The organism is Streptomyces sp. NPDC055189 (assembly GCF_053606765.1).
The window spans coordinates 91,780-110,610 of sequence record NZ_JBSGSG010000004.1 but is presented as its reverse complement, the minus strand read 5'-3'; the positions used below and the strand labels follow the sequence as shown (position 1 = coordinate 110,610).

The 18,831-nt window shown below is 69.9% G+C and carries 17 protein-coding genes; 10 read left to right on the top strand and 7 right to left on the bottom strand.

Translation table 11 applies throughout. The features are described 5' to 3' along the window. The first annotated feature begins 127 nt into the window (after window positions 1-127). From ACWFR3_RS04855 to ACWFR3_RS04825, 7 genes are all read left to right on the top strand, one after another. Window positions 128-1,972, top strand: coding sequence for an asparagine synthase-related protein (locus tag ACWFR3_RS04855; protein ID WP_453733120.1), 1,845 nt, complete (start codon window positions 128-130; stop codon window positions 1,970-1,972). Window positions 1,973-2,054: 82 nt separating this feature from the next. Continuing rightward, window positions 2,055-2,309: a lasso peptide biosynthesis PqqD family chaperone gene (locus ACWFR3_RS04850; RefSeq protein WP_453733119.1), complete on the top strand. Its 255-nt coding sequence runs from the start codon at window positions 2,055-2,057 to the stop codon at window positions 2,307-2,309. After that, window positions 2,309-2,746 (top strand): lasso peptide biosynthesis B2 protein, encoded by a 438-nt coding sequence (locus ACWFR3_RS04845; protein WP_453733118.1) that lies wholly within the window; start codon window positions 2,309-2,311, stop codon window positions 2,744-2,746. The genes ACWFR3_RS04850 and ACWFR3_RS04845 overlap by 1 nt, the downstream gene beginning before the upstream one ends. A 71-nt stretch (window positions 2,747-2,817) precedes the next feature. Further along, window positions 2,818-2,946 (top strand): lasso RiPP family leader peptide-containing protein, encoded by a 129-nt coding sequence (locus ACWFR3_RS04840; protein ID WP_453733117.1) that lies wholly within the window; start codon window positions 2,818-2,820, stop codon window positions 2,944-2,946. Window positions 2,947-2,986: 40 nt separating this feature from the next. Continuing rightward, entirely contained in the window at window positions 2,987-3,139 is a 153-nt protein-coding gene (locus ACWFR3_RS04835) for a hypothetical protein (RefSeq protein ID WP_453733116.1), read from the top strand. 120 nt (window positions 3,140-3,259) lie between these two features. Beyond that, window positions 3,260-5,002 carry an ABC transporter ATP-binding protein gene (locus tag ACWFR3_RS04830; protein WP_453733115.1) on the top strand — a complete coding sequence of 581 codons (1,743 nt, stop codon included), beginning with the start codon at window positions 3,260-3,262 and terminating at the stop codon, window positions 5,000-5,002. 24 nt (window positions 5,003-5,026) lie between these two features. Continuing rightward, window positions 5,027-6,823, top strand: a complete 1,797-nt coding sequence (locus ACWFR3_RS04825) for an ABC transporter ATP-binding protein (RefSeq protein WP_453733114.1) — start codon at window positions 5,027-5,029, stop codon at window positions 6,821-6,823. Window positions 6,824-6,838: 15 nt separating this feature from the next. On the opposite strand, the gene ACWFR3_RS04820 is transcribed toward ACWFR3_RS04825, so the two are convergent. Further along, window positions 6,839-8,098 (bottom strand): nucleotide disphospho-sugar-binding domain-containing protein, encoded by a 1,260-nt coding sequence (locus tag ACWFR3_RS04820; protein WP_453733113.1) that lies wholly within the window; start codon window positions 8,096-8,098, stop codon window positions 6,839-6,841. Window positions 8,099-8,397: 299 nt separating this feature from the next. Here ACWFR3_RS04820 and ACWFR3_RS04815 point away from each other — a divergent pair, with 299 nt between their 5' ends. Both ACWFR3_RS04815 and ACWFR3_RS04810 read left to right on the top strand, forming a co-directional pair. After that, window positions 8,398-9,150 carry a response regulator transcription factor gene (locus ACWFR3_RS04815; protein WP_453733112.1) on the top strand — a complete coding sequence of 251 codons (753 nt, stop codon included), beginning with the start codon at window positions 8,398-8,400 and terminating at the stop codon, window positions 9,148-9,150. Window positions 9,151-9,275: 125 nt separating this feature from the next. Next, on the top strand, window positions 9,276-10,058 hold the full coding sequence (locus ACWFR3_RS04810; RefSeq protein WP_453733111.1) for a hypothetical protein: 783 nt from the start codon (window positions 9,276-9,278) through the stop codon (window positions 10,056-10,058). A gap of 31 nt (window positions 10,059-10,089) precedes the next feature. Here the strand turns inward: ACWFR3_RS04810 and ACWFR3_RS04805 are convergent, their stop codons facing one another. The 4 genes from ACWFR3_RS04805 to ACWFR3_RS04790 all read right to left on the bottom strand — a co-directional run bounded on the left by ACWFR3_RS04805 (window position 10,090) and on the right by ACWFR3_RS04790 (window position 15,117). Beyond that, the gene (locus ACWFR3_RS04805) at window positions 10,090-11,286 is read right to left on the bottom strand and encodes a nucleotide disphospho-sugar-binding domain-containing protein (protein ID WP_453733110.1); all 1,197 of its coding nucleotides are present in this window, start codon (window positions 11,284-11,286) and stop codon (window positions 10,090-10,092) included. Between the two features lie 33 nt (window positions 11,287-11,319). Further along, on the bottom strand, window positions 11,320-12,702 hold the full coding sequence (locus ACWFR3_RS04800; RefSeq protein WP_453733220.1) for an MFS transporter: 1,383 nt from the start codon (window positions 12,700-12,702) through the stop codon (window positions 11,320-11,322). A gap of 175 nt (window positions 12,703-12,877) precedes the next feature. Continuing rightward, entirely contained in the window at window positions 12,878-13,465 is a 588-nt protein-coding gene (locus tag ACWFR3_RS04795) for an NADPH-dependent FMN reductase (RefSeq protein WP_453733109.1), read from the bottom strand. Window positions 13,466-13,599: 134 nt separating this feature from the next. Continuing rightward, entirely contained in the window at window positions 13,600-15,117 is a 1,518-nt protein-coding gene (locus tag ACWFR3_RS04790; RefSeq protein WP_453733108.1) for an MDR family MFS transporter, read from the bottom strand. Window positions 15,118-15,310: 193 nt separating this feature from the next. Between ACWFR3_RS04790 and ACWFR3_RS04785 the strand changes: the two genes are divergently transcribed. Continuing rightward, on the top strand, window positions 15,311-16,261 hold the full coding sequence (locus tag ACWFR3_RS04785; RefSeq protein WP_453733107.1) for a transposase: 951 nt from the start codon (window positions 15,311-15,313) through the stop codon (window positions 16,259-16,261). Window positions 16,262-16,385: 124 nt separating this feature from the next. Here ACWFR3_RS04785 and ACWFR3_RS04780 read toward each other — a convergent pair whose 3' ends face one another. Both ACWFR3_RS04780 and ACWFR3_RS04775 read right to left on the bottom strand, forming a co-directional pair. Beyond that, window positions 16,386-17,393 carry a Gfo/Idh/MocA family protein gene (locus tag ACWFR3_RS04780; RefSeq protein WP_453733106.1) on the bottom strand — a complete coding sequence of 336 codons (1,008 nt, stop codon included), beginning with the start codon at window positions 17,391-17,393 and terminating at the stop codon, window positions 16,386-16,388. Beyond that, window positions 17,390-18,823, bottom strand: a complete 1,434-nt coding sequence (locus tag ACWFR3_RS04775) for an NDP-hexose 2,3-dehydratase family protein (RefSeq protein ID WP_453733105.1) — start codon at window positions 18,821-18,823, stop codon at window positions 17,390-17,392. Before ACWFR3_RS04775 ends, ACWFR3_RS04780 begins: the two co-directional genes overlap by 4 nt. Window positions 18,824-18,831: the final 8 nt, after the last annotated feature.

Sequence of the window (18,831 nt, the reverse complement as noted above, 5' to 3'; positions counted from 1 at the left end):
TCGAATTCACTTTCCGGGCCTATCCACCGGGCCTTCCGCCTCCCTAGGCTTCATCCAGCACGAACGGCAATTCGATGTTCGTGCACCGCTCCCGTACACAAAGTGCGTGCCACGAGAGGACGGCGGGATGGCGAATCAAATGGGCTGGTATTTCCTTGCCCTGCCCGACAGGACCGAGGCTGCCCGTATCGCGCAGCGGGCGAGCGTCGGCGCCGCGTTCGTGGTCGACCACCCTTCGGGACGCCCCTGGCTCATCGGACACCTCCCCGCCGGACAAGCGGTCATCCACCGCGGCCGCTCGGAGCGGGTGGCCGTGCTGGGCTCCAGCTCGGCGACGCCGGGGGACCTGGCTCGGCACGCGAGGGATCTGGGAGCCGTCTCCTCGCACCATGCGGGCAGCTTCTGCGCCGTGAGCGCCGTCGACGGCAGGCTGGTCGCACAGGGCACTGCTTCCGGCGTACGGCGGATCTTCCACTCCCTGATCGACGGGGTCCGCGTCATCAGTGACCGCGCGGACGTGCTGGCCGAGCTCGGCGGCTTCCCGCTGGACGAGACCACCCTGGCGCTGCGACAAGTGCGGGCGCTGCCGGCGCCGCTGGGCGACCGGGTGATGTGGCGCGGCGTGGAGCCCGTCCCCTCGGGAAGCTCTCTCGTGGTCGACAGGGACGGCCGCTCGACACGGACCACCCTCTGGTGGCGCAGGCCCGATCCGGAACTGAGCCGTGCCGAGGGCGCGAGGCGACTGCACAGCGCGATCGAATCCGCCGTGCACGTGCGCACCCGCGACGGCGCTCCGGTCGGTGCCGATCTGTCCGGCGGCCTCGATTCCACTCCCCTGTGCTACTTCGCCGCGCGGGCGCCCGGCGGTCTCACGGCCACGACCGCCTACAACGACGACCCCGGCGGCATGGAGGACCTGCGCTGGGCCCGTATGGCATTGCCGAGCATGCCCGGCATCCGGCACGTCCTGCGGGACTTGGCCGACCTTCCCGGGTTCTTCGGCGGCTTCGACGGGCTGCCCGAGCTACTTGACGAGCCGAACCAGAGCTATTCGGCCGGCCCGCGCGCCAAGGCGCAGATCCAGGTCGCGGCCAAAGACGGCATCTCGATGTACCTGAACGGGCTCGGCGGCGACCACATCACGGTGGGCCGCCCCAACTGGGAGCACGCACTGTTCCGGAACAGGCCCCTGCTCGGCTGGCGCCGGGCACGCGAGATGCAGATCGCCAGAGGCCAGTCCCTGCGCACCACCTTCCGGCAGCTGAGGGACAACCGCGACTACCGCACCTGGCTGCGGGACGCCAGACAGCTGGCGCTCGAAGGGGATCCGCTGGACGAGCCGCCCAGCCTGGCCGACTGGTCCGTCCAGTTCTCCTGGCCCTCCTGGCTCAGTGACGACGCGGTGGCCGCCATCGGCAAGGCGCTGGAGGACACCTGCGCGCGGCCCGAACAGCTGGGCCGCGACCGTGCGGCGCACATGGAGCTGTACGCGATCCGTGAGGGTGCGCGCATCGTCCGCACCAACATGCAGCTCGGCGCCGTCTGGGGCGTCAGCTACGACTCACCGCTGCTCGACGACCGGGTGGTGGAGGCATGCTTCGCGGTCCGCCGGGAGGAGCGGGTCACGCCGGTGGAGTTCAAGCCGCTGATGAAGGAAGCCATGCGCGGCTCGCTGCCGGATGCGTCACTGCGGCGTACGTCGAAGGTCGGAGGCTCTCCGCAGGCCGTGAAGGGCTACCAGGCGCACTATCCGCGCCTGTTGGAGATGTGCGAGGAGTCCGCGCTGGTCGGCTCCGGAATCATCGACCTGGCCGCCTTCCGGCGCAGCACGCGCCCGCATGCGAGCAAGCCACCGAACTCCCATGTGCACGAGGTCGTCAACTCCAGCGTTTTCCTGCGTAATTACCGTCGTCACGGCGCCGTGCACGGCGGGCCGCGAGTTGCCGACGAGCAGCGCGCCAATGCCTCGTGAGCGCCCGAGCGGCCACCCTCGCGAACGACTGACCACCGCGATCCCGATACCACCGAGCAGCAGCGAGCAGGAGGAAGAGACGATGGCCTTGCGGCTACGCCCGGGGGTCTCCCGGGTCACCACCGAGTACGGCTCAGTGCTGCTCGACGAAGTCGACGGCCGTTACTGGGAGGCGAACGCGACCGCGGCGATGGTCCTCGACGCGATCGAGGACAGCGGCGAAATCGAGAGCGCCGTCAGCGTGATCGTGAAGACCTTCGACACCGACGCGGAAACCGCCCGGGGCGACGTGCGCCTCGTCGTCGAACAGCTGCGCCGGTTGGGGGTCGTCGCCTGATGGCCGAGTTCGTGCTCCCCGAGGTGCCCGTGCGGGTGTCACCCGCCACTCGGCTGACCGGTCGGCTGGCGGTCGCGGCGGCCGGGAAGTTGGCGGGCAAGCCGCCCAAGCGGCTGAGGGAGATCCTCGTGCGGGCCAGCTCGGGGGCCCGTGCCGCCACCTACGAAGAGGCCAAGCTCGCCAGAGACGAGATCCTCATGATCAGCCCGGCTTGCAGAGGCCGCAACGCCTGCCTGCCGCGGTCGATCTCCACGGCGCTCTTGTGCCGGACCCGGGGGATCTGGCCGACCTGGTGCGTCGGCGTCGTCGCCTCGCCACCGTTCGGCGCCCACGCGTGGCTGGAAGTGGACGGGGACATCGTCGACGAGCCCATCGGCAGTGACTTCTACCGCAGCTTCTTCAGGGTCGCGCCGCCCGGCTCCGTGCCCCGCACCTGAGCCCGGCACACACAGACTTGGCCGGCGTTCGCCGGTCGGGAGAGAAACACCCACGAAAAGGAGAACGGCTCATGGAGAACACGACCTTCGAGGTCTACGAGGCCCCCCGGATCGACCAGCTCGGCTCCTTCAGCGAGGAGACCGGATTCGACCTGGGCAACACCCTGGAGTCCTACTGGGACCAGCTCGACTTCAGCTGAGCCCCCCGGCCAGGTATCTCCCCTACAGAAGGGACCCACCATGGAGAACGTGACAGGCATGGCCTACGAGGCTCCTGAGGTCAGTCTCCTCGGCGACTTCGCCGTGGAGACGGGCGAGGGCCAGGCCAGCAAGGAGGAGTGGGGGTACCCGGTCTTCGACTGGGTCTACCACAGCCTGGAGAGCAGGGACTGACGTCCCTCCCCTCCAGTGCCACAGGGGCCCCGGAGGGCCGGACGTGCGGCGATGCCGTATCGGACGCGCTTCCCCGGGGCCCCGCCCTTTCCGCGCCAGCCATGCGACGAGGAGCCGGCAGTGACCGCATCGACCTCATCAGGCAGTGCCCCCGGCCCGTTGCGGCGCGGGCTGCTGGGGTGGCTGTTGTGGTCGCATCCGCTGACTCTGCTCGGGTACCTGGCCACGGCCTTGCTCCTGGCGGGCTCGGGACTGCTGATACCCGCGTTCCTGGGCGAGGCGGTGAACGCGGCGCTCGGAAAAGGCGGGGGTTGGCAGGCGCTCGTGCCGCTGTGCGCCCTGCTCGCCACGGCCACGCTTGCAGAGTTTCTCAGCGAGCTGCTGGAGGTGACCACCCGCACCAGGGCACAAGCCGGGTTGCGCAGGGTGCTGACCGAGCACTTGGTCCGCCTCGATCTGGCCGGTCAGCGGCGCTACACGAGCGGCGACATGCTGAACCGGCTGCTGGAGAGCGCGGGCACAGCAGCACTGGTGATCCCTACCGGCGTCTCGGCGCTGGTCTCGCTGCTGACGGCGGTCGGCGGTGTGGTGGCACTTGCCGTCATCGACATCTGGACGGGTGCGGTCTTCTGCCTCGGCGCCCCTCTCGTATGGGCGATAGCGCGAGGTTTCCTGCGCAGGTCCAGCGCGCTGACACGGGATTATCAGCGGGTCCAGAGCGAGATAACCGGGCGGCTCCTGGAGGCGGTGGGCGGCCATCGCACGATCCGCGCGGCAGGCACCGTGGAGCGCGAGGTACGCCGCGTACTCGCGCCGTTGCCCCGACTACGGGCCGCGGGACTGGAGTTCTGGCGGGTACAGCGAGACGCGGGATGGCAGATCGGGGTGATCCTGCCGGTGCTCAACGTGGCGGTCCTGTGCACGGCCGGCACCGGGCTCCTGAACGGCCGGCTCGCCCCCGGCCAGATGCTGGCCGTCACCGGCTACCTCGCCTTCGCGGGCGGCATCTTCCGGCAGGTGAACGTGGCCGCCATGTACGGCAGGGTGCGCGGCTCCGCCGACCGCGTCGAGCAGTTGCTCGCCCTACCGGTGGCGGCCGCCGGGAACACCGTCTTCCCGGCGGGCGGCGGTGAGGTACGGCTGCACGGTGCGGGAGCGCATGATCCGGCCACCGGCGCGACACTCCTGGAAGACATCACGCTCACCGTCCCCGCCGGAACCACCGTCGCAGTGGTGGGGGCTTCGGGCTCGGGCAAGTCGACGCTCGCCGCGCTCATCGGCAACCTGCGCCGGCCGGACACCGGGCGGGTCACCATCGACGGCGTGGATACGGCCACGGCCGTGTCCGGCGCCACTGCCGAGGTCGTCTCGTACGCGTTCGAACGCCCGGTGTTGCTGGGCCGTACGGTCGGCGACGCACTCGCCTACGCGGACCGGCCGCCCGGCGCGGCAGCCGTCACCTCGGGGCTGCGGGCCGGTGCGGCCGACCAGTTCGTCCACCGGCTTCCCCGGAGACTCGATACGGCGCTGGAGGACCTGCGTATCTCCGGCGGCGAGGCCCAGCGCCTGGGCCTGGCGCGCGCGTTTGCGCGCGAGACCCGGGTGACGGTGCTCGACGACGCGCTGTCCAGCGTGGACACGGCGACCGAGGCGCGGATCACCCGCGCGCTCCAAGAGCAGACCGGCACCCGGTTCCTCGTCACCCACCGGCTGTCCACGGCGTCCCGCGCCGAATTGGTCCTCTGGCTGGAGGGCGGACGCATCGCCGGCGCGGGGCGGCACACCGACCTGCTCGCCGACCCCCGCTACACGGCGCTTTTCCACGCGGACGCCGGGCCGGGGCCCACCCGGACCGAGAGCTGAGCCTTGCCGAAGAGGACGAAGAGGGTGACGGACCTGAAGAGGGCTCCCACGGCGATTGCGGACCCGGCACGGGAGTCGCCCCGGGGCCGCACATGGGTGCTGATCCGCCCGGTGGCCAAGGCCGAGCGCCGCTCGATAGCGGCCCTGGCCGGCTGGTCGCTGGTCGAGGCGGCGCCGATCCTGTTGTCCGGCCAGCTCCTCGCGCGCGCCGTCGACCGGGGCTTCCTCTCCGGCGACCTGGTCACCGGCCTGGGACTGCTGGTCTTCTACGGGATGGTGATGCTGCTGGGCGCCTTCGGTTCACGACAGGTGCTCGGCCCGCTGGCTTCGGTGGTCGAGTCGGTCCGCGACCACATCGTGCACCAAGTCGTCACCGCGAGCCTGCGTGCGGCGGCCGTCACCAACACCCCGCAGGACACCCGGGTCGTCAACCGTGCCACCCGGCAGGCGGAGTCGGTGCGCCAGATCTCCGGTGCCATGCTGATCGTCGTGCGCTCGGTGGTGTTCACCATCGCCTCGGCGCTGATCGGCATGCTGACGCTGCTGCCGCAACTGGCCTGGTTCACGCTGGCCTCACTCCTCCTGTCCGGGGTGCTGCTCTCCCTGCTCTCACGCAGGCTCCGCCGGCGCTGCGAAGCCGAACTGATCGCCGAGGAGGCCGCTACCGCGTCGGCGGCCCGCGTCATCTCGGCGCTGCGCGACATCCGCGCGGGCGGCGCCGAGGAGCGTGCATCGGCCGAAGTGGGACGGATGATCGACGAGCACGCCGAACGGGCGATGGACACGGCGCGGCTGGGGGCGGGTCGGGTCGGCATCGTCGCGGTGGGCGCCCGGGTGCCGCTGGCCATCACCCTGCTGATGGCGCCCGGCCTGGTGCGCTCGGGAGCGGCCACCCCGGGCGAGATCATCGGTGCCGGAATGTACTTCGTCCAGGGCCTCGAACCCGCGCTGCGCCAGATCGTGCAGAGCCTGGGCAACACCGGGCTGCGGCTCGGTGTGGTGCTGCGCCATCTGACGCGCTACACCGTGGCCGCCGCCCAGCCGGGCCCCGACCCCCGTGGTGAGCAGGGAGGTTCGCGGGACGCCGACGGCGGGGGGTTCGCCGTGGAGCTGCGCGGGGTGACATTCGCGTACGGGCCCTACTCGTGCCCGATCGTGCGGGACTTCGACCTGCGCGTCCCGGAGGGCGGGCACCTCGCGGTGGTGGGCCCGAGCGGCATCGGCAAGTCGACGGTGGTGAACCTGATCGCGGGCCTGGAGACCGCGCAGCGTGGCACGGTCCTTCTGGGCGGCACACCGCTGTCCGCGCTGGGGCAGGCCCGGCTGCGGCACGAGGTGGCCCTGATCCCGCAGGAGGACTACGTGTTCGCGGGGACTCTGCGGGAGAACCTGCGGTATCTGGCGCCCGAGGCGGACGACGCCCTGCTGGAGGACGCCTTGGACAGGCTCCGGCTGCGGGCGGCCGCGGAGAAGGTCGGCGGGCTGGACGCCGACCTCACCGGGTCCCACGGCCGGCTCTCCCAAGGAGAGCGCCAACTCATCACGCTGGCCCGGGCGTACGTCTCGTCGGCGCGGATCGTCCTGCTGGATGAGGCGACCTGCCACCTCGACCCCACCTCCGAGGCGCGGGTCGAGGCCGCCTTCGCCGAGCGCCCGGGCACGCTGATCGTGGTGGCTCACCGCATCAGCTCGGCCCTGCGCGCCGATCAGGTCCTCGTCCTCGACGGGAACACCGCTCGACTCGGCGAACACCGCACCCTGCTGCGCGAGTCCGAGACCTACGCGGACCTGGCGGGCGCCTGGCAGGAAGCGCACGGCTGAGGCGTCCGGCCCCTGTCAGCTCTTGCCCGCACGGTGTTGCCCCACCAATTCCTCCAGGCTCCCCACGACGTCGGCGGGCGAGGGGGTGTCTCGCATTTCGCGGTGCAATTCCCGGGCGCCCTCCTGGTAGGAGGGATCGGCAAGGAGCTGTTCGACCTCGCGCCGCACGCCTTCGGCGGAGATCTCACCGCTGTCGAGGAGCACTCCGGCACCGCGCTTGACGACGTACTCGCCGATCTCCCGCTCGGTCCAGAACTGCATCGGTATGACGCACTGCGGAACCTCGCCGGCGACCGAGGCGGCGAAGGTGCCTCCCCCACCGTGGTGGATGACGGCCGAGCAGGTGGGCAGCAACGTGTTGAGCGGCACGTAGTCGACCATGCGGACGTTCTCGGGCACGGTGCCGACCGTCGCCTGCTGCTCGGCGTCCGCGGTGACCACCAACTCGACGGGTAGTCGCGCGATCTGCTCGACGAGGCTCCCCAAGGACACCCCGCTCTCCTGGAAGAGCTGCCGCCCGCGCCCGCCGATACCGAGCGTGAGGCACACCCGGGGCCGATCGGGCTTCTCGTAGACCCAGGCAGGGGTGGAGGCGGTGCCGTTGAACGGAATACGGCGCATGGGCAAGTACGTCAGGTCGAGCGGCAGCCGCATCCCGGAGGGCGAGGGGTCGATCGTCCACTGGCCCATCAGCAGTTCCTCGTCATAGTCGAGTCCGTGGGCCGTGAGCATCGGCTCAAGCAGGGTGCGGCCCGGCTCCTCCCCCAGCCCGGAAGTGCCCGATGCCCTGCGCTCACGGGACTTGGCGAACAGCCACCCCATGTTGTCCCTGCTCCACAACAGCCGTGCCTGCGCGGCGCCGGTCACGCGAGCGGCCACGGCCGCCGGGATGCAGAAGGGGTCCCACAGCACGAGATCGGGCTGCCAGCGCCGGCAGACGTCCACCAGGTCGGGCAGTACGGGCAGGTACACGGAGAGGATCCGGGTGAGCCGGCTCCACTGCTCCTCCCACCGGTCGGCGCGGTCGAGGTCAAGTGCCAGCGAATCATCCAGGGTGCCCAGCATCTCGGCGTTCTTGTTGGCCTCGATGATCTGCCACAGATGGTCGGGAGAGCCGACCGGGACAGCGTTGAGGCCGGCATGAGTCACCAGCTCCTGCGCGTCGGGGTGGAGGGCGACATACACCTCGTGCCCGGCGTTCCTGAGAGCCCACGCCAGCGGAACCAGCACGTGGACGTGAGCGGTGGCGGGATAAACGGTGAAGAGTACACGCATGTTGGTCTCCTGTGAAAGGAAGAACGCAGAACAGAGAGGACGCAATATCGGCTGGATTACAAAATCCCCGATGGCGGAATTAAAGACTCCGATTGTCACTGCTAGTTACACACATACTTTTTCACCCCAACTTTCGTTCCCTTATCAACTGCCTCTCGCTCCCCTGTGCCAGGATCCAGAACACCGGCTTCCACTGCGGCTGGCCTGGAGCGGCTCAACGTCCAGGTGAATCACGGAATGAACTACGGCGAAGACCACCCCCTCGGCCACCACTTCCAAATCCCCCACAGGAGAAGTAGATGTCCCAGGAAGCACCCGAGCTGCACGATCTGACCCTGTCGTCCGAAATTCACAATCAAAGAACCGGATTTCGTACTCACCCGGTTCGGCCGAGCTGGCACATACTGATCACCGAGAAGACACCCGGCGAAGCCCTCTTCCTGGAGGAAGGGCTGCGGCGGCACGGGCACACGGTCCACGTGGCCGAGACCGGAGCCGCGGCGCTCAACTACGGCACCGCCGACCTGATGCTGCTCGACCTCGACCTGCCGGACATGGACGGCGTGGATCTGTGCCGGGACATCCGCGCCACGAGCGAGACCCCACTGCTCATCGTCACGGCGCGCGACAGCGAGGTCGACCGCGTCCTCGGCCTTCAGGCGGGAGCCGACGACTACCTCTCCAAGCCCTACAGCTTCAGGGAGTTGCTCGCCCGGATGGAGGCAGTCATGCGGCGCGCCGCGCCTCCCGCCCCGGTGGCCGAGAGCCTCACCCTCGGCGGGCTCACCATCGAGGCGGCGACGCGGACGGTCAAGGTCTGCGGCGCCGACGTGCCGGTGACGCGCAAGGAGTTCGACCTGCTCCACCTGCTCGCCACGAAACCGGGCCTGATCATTTCGCGACGCCAGATCCTGCGGCAGGTGTGGGACGACCCGGGAAACAGCCGCAGCAGAACACTCGACACGCACATCAACAGCCTGCGCAGCAAGCTCGGTTCCTCACAGTGGATAACGACGGTGCGTGGCGTCGGCTTCCGACTGGGGTGCTCGTGACCCGGGCCGCTGAGAGCGGCGACCCCGCCGCATGCCCGGGCCCCGGCTGCCGGCCGCCCGCGACCGGGGGCCCCGCCGGCAGAGCAGCCGCCCGAGAGCACCTGTGCGACATGTGCCGACGACGCATGGCCATGGAGATCCAGCAGCTTCCGGGGCTGTACCGGGAGTGCGAGGACGTGCTCACGGGCACCCGCTCCGTCCGGTTGCGCAGCAAGATCACTGGTGGCTCGCTTCCGGGCATACCTCTCAACACGGCCGCGGTCGAGGTACGAAGCGAGGTACTCACGCTCCTCGCCACATGGAGCTGTCTGGTCGCCGAGGAGCGCCGGGTCACCCCTCCTCCGTACACCGTCGACGGCATGACGGCCTTCCTCAGCCGCCATGTCTCCTGGCTCGGTGCCCACCCGGCGGTGGGTGAGGCCAGCGAGGAGATCGCCCGCGCGCACGCCAGGGCGCGTCGCGTCGCCCGCCCCGAGGTCCCGCACCGGCTCACCGTCGGCCCGTGTGCGCAGCGCGGATGCGAGGGAACACTCAACGCCCTCCTGTACGGGCGCGCCGGCGAGCGCTCCGACACGATCGTCTGCGATCTGGATCCCGCACACTCCTGGCCAGGCCACGAGTGGACCCGGTTGCAGCAACTCCTGGAGAGCGGTCCTGCCGGAGCGGAGGCCGGCAGGACAGGCTCGGAGACCGGCGATGCGGGAGAGGAGGCCGGTCGGACGGGAGCGACCACCGAGAAGTGGCTGACGGCGTCGCAAGTCTCCGCGCTCTTCACGACCCCCACCGGAACCGTCTACCGGCTGGCCTCCCAGCACGCGTGGCGCAGACGCCGGCACGCCGGCCGCACCTACTACGCGGTCACGGACATCCGCTCCAGCCTCGCGGACCACGGGACACCGGCGTCCTGAGTCCGGGCCGCCGGCCTCGGTCCGGCGCTGTTCAGCGGGGTACAGCACGCGCGTTCCGCCTGTTCGCCAGGTTTGCGGCCAGTTCGTCGCAGACCTGGCCCAGAGGGGGCATGTCCCGCATCTCCCGCCGCAACTCCGCCGCCGCCTTGGCGTAGCGCGGGGCGGACAGCAGGGTGCCGAGCGCGTCGGTCAGGCACTCCGGGTCGTTCTGCTGTTCCGCGGTATCGAAGGCGAGTGCGGCGCCGGCCGCCGCCAGCCGGTCGCCGTGCGCGAACTGGTCCGCGAGCTGGGGCAGTATCAACTGCGGGACGCCGTAGGCGGTGACGGTCATGGCCGTACCCGCCCCGCCGTGGTGCACCACCGCGTCGCAGTTGTCGAGCACCAGGTTCAGCGGCGCGGGGTCGACCAGGCGGACCGTGTCCGGCAGCGGGCCGATCTGCTTCCTGTGCCGCGCCGCCACGGTGGCGAACACCTCCGTCCCCGGCATCTCGCCGAAGGCCTGCAGGAACTTCCGTACGAACGGCACACCGTTCAGTTCCAGGGTGCGTCCCCCCAGCGTCACCAGCACCCGGTGCGGTCGTGTCCCCGCGAAAGCCGGCCGGTGCGCCCACGGGGGCTGCCTGCCCGGGCCGTTGTAGGGCACGAACCGCATGGGCAGGCCGGACGCGGCTTCCGGCAGCTGGAGCGAGGGCGGGCAAGGGTCCAGCAGCGCGGTGGGCTCGGGCAGACCTTCGAGACCCAGCCGCCGACAGGGTCCGAGCAGCATCGCTGAAGCCTGTTGATGGGCCGTGGCGGACCACGGGTCGACGCCCCAGCGCTGCTGCACGACCGGCACATCCAGTGCCCCGCCGACCATCAGCGCCGTGAACTCCAGCGCGTCGGACATCACGATGTCGGGCCCGAAGGCACGGGCGATGTCCAGGTACTCCTTCCAGAGGTAGCGGGAGTGCGTGGCGAACACGAAGCCGGGGCTGCCGTCCTCCAGCGCGGCGCGCCCGTGGCGCTCCAACGGCCGCTGTCCCGGGTCCAGTTCCGCGCCCTGGCGCTCCTCGTAGTGGAATCCGACACCGGCGCTCACGCCGACAAGGCCTGCCGCCTCGACGGCGGGCAGGACGTCCGGCTGCACGGCGATCAGCACCTCGTGCCCGGCCACCCGCAGGGCCCACGCCAGCGGGACGAGCGGAGTGAAGTGCGTCGGCACCGGTGTGGACAGCATCAGGACACGCATCGGTTTCCTCCCAGAAGTCTCGTATGACGCCGATCACGGGGCCCCGGTCACGTGGCGGTCTCCCGCCCGGTGCGCCCGGCGCAGCCCTGACAACCCCAGCAGGAAGCCGGCCGCCCCGACCGCACACACCACGGCAAGCGCGGGGCGTCCCACGGTGACGCCGCCGCTCGCGTCGCTCAGCAGGGCCGCCACCACGGCGGGGACGAACACGGCACCGAGCTGGACGGCGGTCTGGTAAGTGCCGGAAATCTCCGCCTTGTCTTCGGCAGGAGCCCCGGCGGTCGCTTCCACGTTCAGCGCCGTGAAGGACAGCACGAATCCGGCAGCGACCAGGAGCAGCGTCGGCAGCAGCCCGGTGGCATAGCTGAAGGGCTCGTGACGCCAGAGGTACCAGCCGTAGCCGAGCACCGGGAAGAACAGCCCCACCGCGATCAGCCTCGCGGGGGCGAACCGGCGCACCAGGCGACCGGCGAACGGCGCGGAGAGCGCGAGCGGCAGGCTGGCCGGCAGCAACGCCAAGGCCGAAGTCAGAGGACTCCAACCCTGCTCTTCCTGCAACTGGAGAGTGGCCACCAGCAACAGCCCCAGATAGGAGCCGTTGAGCGAGGCGGCGCAGAACGCGGCGCCCCGCAGATCACGGTTGCCGAACCGCGACACCTTCAACAGCTTGTCGGGAGTCCCTGCGCCCCTCCACGCGACGAAGGCGAGCAGCAGCACGGCCGGCGTCAGCGAGGTGACGCTCCGGACAGCAAGCCAGCCGTGGGCGGGTACGCCGGTGACTCCGTGAACGAGCGCCACCAGAGCCCCGGTGAAGCAGAGCGCTTCGAGGGTGCGCGGACTTCCCGCCCCGCCGTTTCGCGCTCGCCCTTCGGCAGCCGGTGTCCGCGGGGGGTCCGGCGGAATGAGTCTGAGCGCTCCGGGGAGCAGCGCGAGCATGGCGAGGCCCGGCAGCACGAAGGTCCAGCGCCAACTCGCCACGGTGAGAAAGCCGGACAGCACCAGTCCCGCGGAGAATCCCACGGCCCCGAACAGCGTGTAAACCGATATCGCCCTGTCCCGCACCCTGCCCCCGGGCCCCGCGCTGGTGATGATGGCCAGTCCCGTGGGCGCGGTGAGGGCGACGCAGAACCCTTTGACCAGCCGGGCCGTCAGCAGCAGTCCGGGATCGCGGGCCAGGCTGCCGAGCAGGGAGACGACGGCGAAGGCGACAATCGCCGTCAGATAGACGCGGCGGCGTCCGTACCGGTGCACAAGGCGCGTCCCGAAGAGCATCAGCCCGCCGAACCCCGCCGCGAACCCGGTGACCAGCCACTGCGCCGACGCCAGGGAGAGGTGCAGATCAGCGCGCATCGACGGCAGGGCGACGACGGCGACCGCCACCTCGGTGGCATCGATGAGCATGTTGCCGGCCAGCACCGCCAACAGCCCTCCGCGGAGGCGGTCGTCCCAGTCCACGGGAGGGCGTGCGGTCGGCCGAGCGGGGACCCCTGGTCCGTCTGGCGCCGCCGAAGTGCCGGATATGCCCGGTGCCATGGAGCCACCCCTCCTCCCGTGCTCCGAAACTGCCGCCCTCACGGCGGAAGCGTGCCGCTCACTCCCCGTACGGGGTCTTGGCCTTGGCATCCTTGAGTGCGCGGGCCCACCAGGTGACCTGGTCGAGAAGCGCCTTGGCCGCGCCGGCGGGGCCCTCCGTGTCGACGGGCTGCCCCTGGGGGTCGAACTGGCCGTGGCAGTGCTGGAAGCTGACGGTGTCGCGCGTGGTGACCGCGTGCAGCTCGGCGAAGACACCACGCAGGTGCTCCACGGCCCGCAGCCCTCCCGAGATGCCGCCGTAGCAGACGAACGCCACGGGCTTCGCGTGGAACTGCGCCTGGTGCCAGTCGATCGCGGCCTTGAGGGAGGCCGGGTAGCTGTGGTTGTACTCGGGCGTCACCACCACGAAACCGTCCGCGGCCTCCAGGCGGGGCGACAGCTCGCCCAGCACCTCGACGACGTCTTCGGGCGGGGTCATCGAGGGGGCGCCGGCCCCCACGGGGAAGTCCGACAGGTCGATGTGGTCGATCTCCAGATCGTCCCTGCGCCGGGCGATGTCGACGAACCACTGGGCGACCGTGGGCCCGAATCGCTGGGGCCTGATACTTCCCACGATGACGGCGAGGCGCAGCGGGTTGTCAGTCATGACTGTCTCCTTGGTCCAACTGGTGAGCATGCGGGGCTTGTTCGATACCGGAGGTGCCCCGCTGGAAATCCGGGAGTGGTGGTGCGGCCCCGACGGGGGACAGGGCCGCACCACCGGCGCCCCGAGGGGCGGTTCTAGGGACGCGGGGCCGGCGCTCCTCCGGGGGAGGGTTCCGGGGCGTCTTCCTGTGGTGCTTCCGTACCGCGTAGCGGGACCTCTCTGATGAACCAGGCCGATATGGCGGCCCCGATGGTTATCAGCGCACCGACGAGGAACACGAGCTGCATTCCGTCGGCAACGGCCTGCTCGTAGAGGTTTCGTGCCGCTTCGGGCAGCTTCGCCACCACGGCGGTGTCCAGCTGCTGCGCAGCGGGGAGGCCTGATGCACCGGGCTCCCCCGCGTGCTCGGCGAGGCTGGTCTCGAGCCGGTCGGTGAAGAGCGTGCCCATGACGGCGGCGCCCACCGAGCCGCCCACGGTGCGGGCGAGGAGTGCGGTCGAGGAGGCGACTCCGAGGTCCTTCATCTCCACGGCCTCCAGCGATATGAGCATCGTGGCCTGCATCAGCAGGCCGAGGCCCGAACCGAAGACCGCCATGTATCCGCCGGCGACCGACTGTGGTGTGTCGGGCCCTATCCGGGTCATCAGGAGCAGGCCGACGGGGATCAGCACAGAGCCGACGATCATGAAGGTGCGGTACTTGCCCGTCCTGCTGATCACCTGGCCCACGATCACGTTGACGATCGTCATCGCGCCGATGATCGGAAGCAGCAGCAGCCCGGCCCGGGTGGGAGAAGCGCCCTGCGCCACCTGCTGGAACAGCGGTAAGTACGTCATCGCGCCGAAGAGCACGAGGCCGACCAGGAAGCCCATGAGGGTCCCGAGCGTGAAGTTGATGTCGCGGAAGAGGCGGAGCGAGAGGACCGGCTCCTCGACCCGGCGCTCGACGCGGACGAAATAGAAGCCGGCGCCCAGTGAGAGCAGCGCGAGCCCGACGACCTGCGGGCTCAGCCAGTCGAACTGCCGACCGCCCAAGGTGCTGAGCAGCAGCACCGATGCCACCGAAACGGCCAGCAGCGCGGCACCCTTGTAGTCGGGGCGGGCCTTGAGCCGGTTGTGCGGCAGTCGTACGCAGCCGGCGGTGAGAAGGAGGGCGGCGACGCCGATCGGGACGTTGATGTAGAAGGCCCAGCGCCAGCCGAGAGTGTCGGTGACGAGGCCGCCGACGGGCCCGCCCCCCACCATCGCCACAGCCATGACTCCGGAGAACAGGCCCTGGTACTTCGCTCTGTCCCGACCCGGCACGAGCGTGCCGACAATGGCGAACGTTCCCACCATCAGCCCGGCGGCACCGAGCCCCTGGAGGGTACGGAAGGCCACCATCTGCCCCATGGACTGCGACATCCCCCCGAGCACCGAGCCGAGCAGGAAGATGCCGATCGATGTCATGAACGCGCCCTTGCGGCCGTACATGTCACCGAGCTTGCCCCACACGGGGGTGGTGACCGCCACGGTGAGTGTGTAGGAGGTCGCCATCCACGCCAGATAGTCGAGCCCGCCCAACTCGGAGACGACGGCGGGCGTCGCCGACGTCAGAACGAGGTGGTCGAGCTGCGACAGGGCCATCGTGAGAACCAGAGGAAACAGCGCCATCCACAGTCCTCGCGGCTGCGGGAGAGCTTGTACCGCCGCCTCGGCGGGCTGACCAGCTGCTGTGCTGCCCTCAGGCATGCTTCCCCCATCTCTGCGGGTATGTGGTTACCTGCCGGCCGACAGGGCCGATAGATTGAGAGCGTAGGCATGGCCTAGCCGGTCGTCAAGTAGGGACCGAAGGAGAAGGGCACAGATGACCATCACGCAGGCACCCGTGAGCGGCACCCGGGAACGCATCAGGAAGACAGCCCTGGAGCTGTTCTGCGAGCGCGGCTACGCGGAGACCTCCCTACGGGAGATCTCCGAGGAACTGGGGGTCACCAAGGCCGCCTTGTACCACCACTTCAAGACCAAGGAAGACATCCTCATCAGCCTGGCCCAGACCGTGATCGACGATCTCGACGGGCTCATCACGTGGGTGAACAGCCGTCCCCGCACGCCGGAGACCAAGCGGGAGCTGCTCGCTCGGTACAGCGTGATCTTCAGCGATGCCGCACCGCTTGTGGCCATGATCCAACAGAATCACGCAACCATCAGCGAACTGTCCGTGGGGCAGCAGTTCGGCCTCAGAACCAGCACCATCGCGGACCTGCTCAAAGAGCCGGATGCCTCCGTCGAGGTCCAGGTACGCTCCGTAAGTGCCCTGCTCACGCTGCACTTCGGCGTCTTCGCGATCCAGAACATCGAGGGTGACGCCGAGGAGAAGCGCAAGGCTCTGCTCGGCTGCGCGACCGACATGCTCAATTCCGCCTACCCGGCGGGTTCCCGTGAGCCGTTTCCTTCGGATCGCGCAACGGCCGAGCCGGACACCTCTCTGACCGACGCACAGTGGGCACGGATCGAACCGCTCCTGCCGGACAGGACGCCGCAGCGGGGCGGCCGATGGCGGGATCACCGGCAGGTGATCGACGCGATCGCCTGCAAGTACCGAACCGGCTGCGCATGGATGGACCTGCCCGCCGAGTACGGCTCGTGGAAGGGCGTGCACAACCGGCTGCGCAAGTGGGTGGCCGACGGCACCTGGGAGAAGGTGGTGGACGCGCTGCTGGCCGGAGCCGGCGCCGACGAGGACCTGACCTGGGTCGCGTCGGCCGACTCCGCCGTCGCTCACGGCCCTCGGCATGCCGCCGGGGCCCGGCACTAGGGGCCCGTGCGCGCGGGCCGCGCAGCCGCGCCGGGCCCCGACGCCCGCGTACTGGACCGACCGCCGAGGTCCGGGTCATGTCCAGTGATCCAAAAGAAACCACCCCCGGAAGCTTACCTTTGGATCAACGACCTCTCCCCGCTCGGTGAACCGCCTCGAGCAACTGCGCCAGTCTCAGGGGGGCTGCCCTGTCAAAGGCCTGCCCCGTGCCCGAGCTCGCCGACAGCGCGAAGGCCCGCAGAGTACGGGTGACCTGATCCGCGGGATCCAGAAGAATCTCCTCAACCTCACCACCGCACTCCACTCTGATCACGGGGCACCGGTCGGACGGCGGTGTGTAGGCGCGCTCCACAGTGATCCTCCCCGCGCTGCCCCACAGTTCGTAGAAGGAGCGGTAGGCGTGCTCCATGCCGAAGGTGAGCTGCGCCGTCACCCCCGCGGGAGCACGCAACAGCACGGCACCCGAGGTCTCCACGCCGCGGCCCTCGCCACCGTGGAGCGAGGCACCGATCACCTCCAGGGCGCCGGAGCCGTCGCCGCCCGGCCCGGGTTGCCCGTCGAGGAAGTGCTGCGCCGCGCGAAGCGGGTAGACACCCACATCCCACAGCGCTCCGCCACCAAGCTCCGGGTCGTACCTGATGTCGTTCTCCGGCAACGGCGGAATCGCGAAGGCGGCCTGGAACGAGCGGACCTCACCGATCGTGCCCCGCGCGACGAGCCCGCGTACGGCCTCGTGCAGCGGATGGTGGAGGAACATGATGTTCTCCATCAGTGCAAGGCCCGCGCCCTCCGCCAGTGCCGTCAGCCGTGCCGTGGCCGCCACATCGGTGGTCAGCGGTTTCTCCCCGAGCACGTGCTTGCCCGCCCACAGGGCCGCCTCGGCCCACTCGGCATGCAGGGCCGCCGGCAGCGGGATGTACACCGCGTCCACGTCGTCGCGCCGCAGCAGCGCCTCGTACCCCTCCACCGGTGCCGCGCCATAGGGTTCCGCGACCACTGCGGCTTTGGCCGCTGTCCGGCTGGCGACGGCCGTGATTCTGGTCTCCGGCAGCGCCGCCATGGCCGGCAGCATCCGCCGGACCGCGATGTCGGCGCCGCCCAGGATCCCGAAGCGCAGCGGCAGGACGCTCATCGCCGCACGCTCCGGGAGGCGTGCAGGCAGGCGAGCAGGGTGCGAGCCTGCACGTTGAGGTAATGCCCGTACCTGGTGAGCGAGGTGAGCTGGTCCGGGGTGATCCAGGCGTAGCCGCGCGGCGGGTCGGCCGGCACCGCCGGATCCCCGTCACTGTCGATGATCATGTAACGGCTCTCCGCGTTGAGGAAGCGCCCGCCCTCCTCGGAGTGCACCGCCTCGTACCGGATGTCTGTGGGGGCGCAGTTCAGCACATGGTCCAGGAAGAGGGGCCGTCGCCCGGCGGGCAGGTGGGCGTAGTTCTCCGGGGTGTACTGCACGGTGGGGGCCAGTTCGACCGTGTCCAGAAATCCTCCCTCGACGCGTGCGTGCACAAGGACGTGCCGCACCCCGCCGAAGGTCCGGGTGAGGAACGCGGTCACGCCGCGGCCCATCGGCTCGAACAGCGGCTGTGTCCAGCCGCTCACCTCGCGGTTTCCAGCCCGCACGGCGACGGCGACGACCTGGAAGTAGCGGTCCTCGTCGTGCCGGATCGAGCGCTCGTCCCTGCTCCACAGCGGAACCGAGTCGAGCGGCACACGGGAGGCGTGTACGTCGTGCCGGCTGCGCTCGCCGGTGAACCAGGCCAGCACCTGTGTGTCGGACAGCAGCCCCTCGTCGGAGACGGCCGGGTACGGAAGGCAGGAGAGCACGGTGCGCGCATCCATGTTCACGACATTGTCGTCGTGCAGGAGTTCGGCGATCTGTCCGAGTGTCAGCCAGCAGAAGTCCGGCAGCAACGGCACCTCGCCGGTCACCTCGACCACCATGTTCCGATTGGACTTCTGGTAGAACCACGCGCCGTGCTCGGACTGGAGCGCGTCGGCCACGATCCCGTCGGGCTCGCGATCGATGAAGTACTCGATGTACTTCACGTCCGCGCCGCGGTGCGCCTTGGTGTAGTTGCTGCGCGTCGCCTGCACCGTGGGCGAGAGCTGCAGGAGGTTCGGGTTTCCGGGCTCCATCTTCGCCTGCATCAGGAAGTGCAGCACGCCGTCGATCTCCTTGGCCAGGATGCCCAGGATCCCGACCTCGGGCTGCTTGATCACAGGCTGCTGCCACTCCTGGTACGGGCCGTCGCCGTAGGGCTCGCCGTTCTCCACGACGTGCAGCCCCTCCACGGTGAAGAACCGCCGACTGCGATGGGCGAGGTTGCCCGTACCCTCCTCGAACGACCATCCGTCGAGCGCGGCGAAGGGAATGCGCTCGACGTGGAAACCGCCCGCTGCCCTGCGCTCCGTCAGCCAGTCACGCACCTCCCCGGACGTCATGTACGCACCGCTCGTGGCAGCCGCGGACAGCGCAAGGCGCTCCCCTGGACCGGGGTTTTCCCGCGGCCGGATGCCGCGCGTGCCCGCTCGCTCTGTCGTGTTCTCGGCGCCCGTGAGCATGCCGAATC

What these genes read in the sequence shown, in the direction of transcription:
- ACWFR3_RS04855 (WP_453733120.1), top strand. Translation starts at nt 128, where the DNA reads ATGGCGAATCAAATGGGCTGGTATTTCCTTGCCCTGCCCGACAGGACC.
- ACWFR3_RS04850 (WP_453733119.1), top strand. Translation starts at nt 2,055, where the DNA reads ATGGCCTTGCGGCTACGCCCGGGGGTCTCCCGGGTCACCACCGAGTAC.
- ACWFR3_RS04845 (WP_453733118.1), top strand. Translation starts at nt 2,309, where the DNA reads ATGGCCGAGTTCGTGCTCCCCGAGGTGCCCGTGCGGGTGTCACCCGCC.
- ACWFR3_RS04840 (WP_453733117.1), top strand. Translation starts at nt 2,818, where the DNA reads ATGGAGAACACGACCTTCGAGGTCTACGAGGCCCCCCGGATCGACCAG.
- ACWFR3_RS04835 (WP_453733116.1), top strand. Translation starts at nt 2,987, where the DNA reads ATGGAGAACGTGACAGGCATGGCCTACGAGGCTCCTGAGGTCAGTCTC.
- ACWFR3_RS04820 (WP_453733113.1), bottom strand. Translation starts at nt 8,098, where the DNA reads ATGCGTGTACTCTTCACCGTTTATCCCGCCACCGCTCACGTCCACGTG.
- ACWFR3_RS04815 (WP_453733112.1), top strand. Translation starts at nt 8,398, where the DNA reads ATGTCCCAGGAAGCACCCGAGCTGCACGATCTGACCCTGTCGTCCGAA.
- ACWFR3_RS04810 (WP_453733111.1), top strand. Translation starts at nt 9,276, where the DNA reads ATGGCCATGGAGATCCAGCAGCTTCCGGGGCTGTACCGGGAGTGCGAG.
- ACWFR3_RS04805 (WP_453733110.1), bottom strand. Translation starts at nt 11,286, where the DNA reads ATGCGTGTCCTGATGCTGTCCACACCGGTGCCGACGCACTTCACTCCG.
- ACWFR3_RS04795 (WP_453733109.1), bottom strand. Translation starts at nt 13,465, where the DNA reads ATGACTGACAACCCGCTGCGCCTCGCCGTCATCGTGGGAAGTATCAGG.
- ACWFR3_RS04790 (WP_453733108.1), bottom strand. Translation starts at nt 15,117, where the DNA reads ATGGCGCTGTTTCCTCTGGTTCTCACGATGGCCCTGTCGCAGCTCGAC.
- ACWFR3_RS04785 (WP_453733107.1), top strand. Translation starts at nt 15,311, where the DNA reads ATGACCATCACGCAGGCACCCGTGAGCGGCACCCGGGAACGCATCAGG.
- ACWFR3_RS04780 (WP_453733106.1), bottom strand. Translation starts at nt 17,393, where the DNA reads ATGAGCGTCCTGCCGCTGCGCTTCGGGATCCTGGGCGGCGCCGACATC.
- ACWFR3_RS04775 (WP_453733105.1), bottom strand. Translation starts at nt 18,823, where the DNA reads ATGCTCACGGGCGCCGAGAACACGACAGAGCGAGCGGGCACGCGCGGC.